The sequence below is a fragment of the Hyphomonas sp. genome (assembly GCF_040882205.1).
In the GTDB taxonomy this organism is placed as follows: Bacteria; Pseudomonadota; Alphaproteobacteria; order Caulobacterales; family Hyphomonadaceae; genus Hyphomonas.
The window spans coordinates 1-4,531 of record NZ_JBBEBT010000152.1 but is presented as its reverse complement, the minus strand read 5'-3'; the positions used below and the strand labels follow the sequence as shown (position 1 = coordinate 4,531).

General features: G+C 63.1%; 3 protein-coding genes. All 3 read left to right on the top strand.

Annotated elements, in window-relative coordinates:
- Positions 1-270: 270 nt before the first annotated feature.
- Positions 271-1,551, top strand: a complete 1,281-nt coding sequence (locus WEA77_RS06115) for an aminotransferase class III-fold pyridoxal phosphate-dependent enzyme (protein ID WP_368066985.1) — start codon at positions 271-273, stop codon at positions 1,549-1,551.
- Between the two features lie 377 nt (positions 1,552-1,928).
- The gene (locus WEA77_RS06110; protein ID WP_368066984.1) at positions 1,929-3,695 is read left to right on the top strand and encodes a flavin-containing monooxygenase; all 1,767 of its coding nucleotides are present in this window, start codon (positions 1,929-1,931) and stop codon (positions 3,693-3,695) included.
- A 307-nt stretch (positions 3,696-4,002) separates the two neighbouring features.
- A partial coding sequence (locus WEA77_RS06105; protein ID WP_368066983.1) for a TIGR02466 family protein occupies positions 4,003-4,531 on the top strand: 529 nt, incomplete at its 3' end.

Here is a 4,531-nt window from a genome sequence, read left to right as displayed (position 1 = left end):
TAACGCTGCAACGCCTGTCGTGCTGCGATCGCTCAGCCGACATTGGGGGCCGCGCAACTGGCAAGCTGGATTGGCGCGCGGCAAACTTAATCAGATGACGGATGAAAGCGAGCAGAACCTGATGGGCTCTTCAGGCAGACCCGACATGCCCAGGAGTTGCAGGATGATATCAGCACACTGCAAGGCCGGTTGCACTGGCCGCGATTTGACTTTCACACGCGTAGCTTGCATCAATTTTTTCTACTTAACTGGCGGAACGGTCGACCATCCATGGCGCGCGAAACGGAGCAGATACTTAAGGCGCGGGCGGGCAAGGTTATCCCGAATGGAATGTATGGCCATCAGTCCGTTCGGTTGCTCCCGGAGAGTTTTCCGCAGTTCTTCAACCGCGCTGACGGCGCCTACCTCTGGGATAGTGACAACAAGCGTTACTTGGACCTGATGTGCGCTTATGGGCCCAACCTGCTCGGATACCGTGAGCCCCGTGTCGAAGCTGCCGCCGCCAGACAGATGGCACTTGGCGACACGATGACCGGGCCGTCGCCGTTGATCGTAGACCTTGCTGAAACCCTGGTCGCGATGATCTCCCATGCCGATTGGGCGATCTTCTGCAAGAACGGAACAGACGCAACGACCATGGCGATGACTGTTGCGCGTGCAGAAACCAAGCGGCGGAAGATTCTGGTCGCGTCAGGCGCCTATCATGGTTCCGCGCCCTGGTGCACGCCTGTCCCCGCCGGTACGCTTGCCGAAGACCGGGCGCACCTGATCAGTTATGTGTATAACGATATCGAAAGCCTCGAAGCAGCAGCGGCGATGGCCGGCGATGATCTTGCCGGCATCTTCGCAACACCTTTCAAGCATGATGCTTTCCAGGATCAGGCGCTTGCTGACCCTGACTATGCCAGGCGGGCTCGCGCTATCTGTGACGCCAAAGGCGCAATGCTGATCGTTGACGACGTGCGCGCCGGCTTCAGACTCGCCCGCGATTGCAGTTGGTCAACGGTAGGGGTAGCGCCGGATCTGAGCTGCTGGGGAAAATCATTCGCAAATGGCTATCCTATCTCTGCGCTCCTGGGCTCAGACAGTTGCCGCGCCGGCGCGGGCGCGATCTACATGACCGGCTCGTTCTGGTATTCAGCCGTGCCGATGGCTGCCGCACTTGAAACATTGAAAATACTCCGTGAAACTGACTATCTCGAACGCATGACCGGTCTTGGCGAGCGCTTGCGCAGCGGCCTCGCCCAGCACGCGGGTGCGCAGGGTTTCAGATTGCGTCAGACCGGCCCAGTTCAGATGCCGCAAATTCTGTTTGCCGACGATCCAGACCTGCGGCTCGGTTTCGGGTTTGCCGAAAACATGCTTGCACGCGGCATCTACATGCATCCCTGGCATAACATGTTCCTATGCGCGGCAATGTCAGAGGATGACATCGATTTTGCGCTCACCGCCGCCGGCGCGGCCTTCGCCGATCTCGCCGCAGGCCGCGCAGCGCTGAAGCCCCATCCCGTCGTCAGCGCGATGATGAAGAGCCGGGCGGCGCACGCTTGAACGCCATAGCACCGCTCCGCGATCCTTCCACGGACACTCTTTCTCGAGCTGGCCGGCAAGACGGTAAAACCAGCTGCATCGCCGTATCGGCCTGTGAACAGAGGCAGCTCAGTTCGTTTGAACAGATATCGGTCGCGGGATAACTGAAGCTCCGCGCCCTGGGGGCTCTTGTGCGGTGGCACGGCATGAAAGACCGGAACCGGCGAAGTCCGGTCCTCGGGCAGCCGTCGCTTGAGCGGTTGGGGCGCGGATGGTTTTGGCACTCTGACGCAGGGTGAGGGGGCGCGGCTGACTGTACCGGGGGCTACATTCATGCATCAATATGCGGGACTGAACCCGGATGCGCAGCGTGCCTCCGCAAGAACAAGGACACCGTCATGGTCACTTCATCAGCGTCCACACCGGCCCAGCCATTGGCCCAGCCATCGGCCCAGCCAATTGATGCCCTGATTGTCGGGGCTGGGTTTGCGGGCATGTACATGCTGCACAAGCTGCGCGGGCTAGGCTTCAACGCCACCTTAGTGGAAGCGGGCAGCGGCGTGGGCGGGACCTGGTACTGGAACCGGTATCCCGGCGCGCGCGTGGATATCCAGAGCCTGGAATACAGTTTCGGCTTCGATGAAGAGCTGGAGGCGGAGTGGCGCTGGTCGGAGCGGTATGCGCCGCAGCCAGAACTGCTGCGCTATGCCGAGCATGTGGCCGAGCGGTTCGACTTGAAGCGCGATATCCGATTCAGCACGCGCGTGACGGCGGCGCACTGGGATGATACGGCGCAGGAGTGGAATGTTCAGACGGAAACGGGCCTGGCACTGCGTTGCCGGCATCTGATCCTCGCGACCGGGTGCCTGTCGATTCCGACGGATGTGACCTTCCCCGGTATCGAAACGTTCAGGGGCGACATCTACCGCACCTCGCGCTGGCCGCACGAGGGCGTGGATTTTTCCGGCCAGCGCGTTGGCATCATCGGCACCGGCTCGTCGGCGATCCAGTCCATCCCGATCATCGCCGGGCAGGCGGAACATCTCACCGTGTTCCAGCGCACGCCGAACTATTCGATGCCGGCGCATAACGGGCCGATACCGGACGCCGACTTCGGGGCCTGGTCTGAGGACCCGCGCGGCTACCGCGCCGCCTCGCGCGATACCGGCGGCGGTTTCCAGAACGAAGCCTCGGACGCGCTGATTACCGACACGGCGCCGGAGGAAATCCGGACGGAGCTGGAGCGGCGTTGGGCCTGGGGGGGCTTCCGCATTCTCGGCGCCTATGCCGACACGGCGATTGATCCGGAAGCCAACCGCATCATCCAGGACTTCGTTGCGGAAAAGATCCGCGAGCAGGTTGCCGATCCGGCGGTGGCCGAGCGGCTGACACCGAAGGACCATCCGTTCGGCACCAAGCGGCCGTGCGTGGACACGGGATATTATGCGACGTTCAACCGGCCGAATGTGGCGCTGGTAGATCTGCGCGCGGAGCCGCTGGCGACGTTCACGGAAGCTGGCATCCGCACGGCGGCGCGTGACTATGCGTTCGACGCCGTGGTGCTGGCCACCGGCTTTGATGCGATGACCGGGGCGATCGAGCGGATCGATCTTGTCGGGCGCGGCGGGCGGCGGATCCGGGATCACTGGATCGAGGGGCCGCGCACCTATCTGGGGCTGATGATTTCCGGCTTCCCGAACCTGTTCACGATCACCGGGCCGGGCAGCCCGTCGGTGCTGACCAACATGATCAACTCGATCGAGCAGCATGTGGAATGGATTGCCGATTGCCTCGTGGCGCTGAAGCAGCGCCAGCAGACGAGTATCGAAGCGAGCGAAGAAGCGGAAGCGACCTGGTGCCGGCATTCGGCGGAGGCCGTGACGCCGACGCTGCTGCCGCAGGCGAACAGCTGGTACATGGGCGCCAACGTGCCGGGAAAGCCGCGGATGTTCATGCCGTATGCGGGGGGCCTCAACAATTATACCGAGATCTGCCGGCAGGTGGCCGCGAAGGATTATGAGGGCTTCGTGATCCGGCAGGGCGAGCGCGTGCTGTCGGAGTCGCGCGTGTTCACGAGCCAGCCGGCGCCGGGGGAGATTCCGGAGAAGCTGGTGCCGATCATAATGGAACGCCTGATGGCGGCCGGGATGCTGCCGGCGGAATAGGGCCAGGCCGGCGCAGGGCGGTTCGGGAATGCCGGTGTGTTGCTTGAGGTTTCGCCGGTCAGGCGGGCCGTGACAACAGATACGTTCCTGCCGGGCTGGACCCGCCGGGGCGCCCGTTCATGGTGGCCGAAACGCTGTTCACCGAATCCGGACAAGGCCGCACGCATTACATCTGGCGCGCCATGCACTGGACCGGGGAGATAATGAAGGAATAAGGGCGATGGGCTTGCATTAAGGCTGGGGCATGGCGGCGACGCAGCTTGAAGCGCTGGCGAGGAGCCTGTAACCGCAGGGGCGGAGGCTCCAGATGCGATACCTTTTTGCTACGCCGATCGAAGAGCTCGCTATCGGCGACGATGCCTTGCGCGCTAGTCTCGAGCGCGCGGTCTGGGTCTTGTCTGAAGACGATACGGCGGGGAATGACTGGTGTGAGCGGGAGGGGTATCCGGGGTATACATCCTATGCCTCACTGGACGACCTGCCGGAACGGATGCCGGAATTTGCGGCGCTGAAGAAGCTGCTCGACAAGGCGGCGGCGAAATTTGCCGCCGCGCTGCACTGGGACATGGACGGGCTGGCGCTGGGGCTCGACGCGCTGTGGGTGAACGTGCTCGGCGAGGGCGGGCACCATTCGGGGCATATCCATCCGGGCTCGGTCATTTCGGGCACGTATTATGTGTGCGTACCAGAGGGCGCCGGACGCATCAGGTTCGAGGACCCGCGCCTGGCGATGATGATGGCGGCGCCGCAGCTGGTGGACGCGGCGCCGGAGAGCGCGCGGCGGTTCGTCTATGTGACGCCGGAGGAGGGCCATTGCCTGCTGTGGGAAAGCTGGC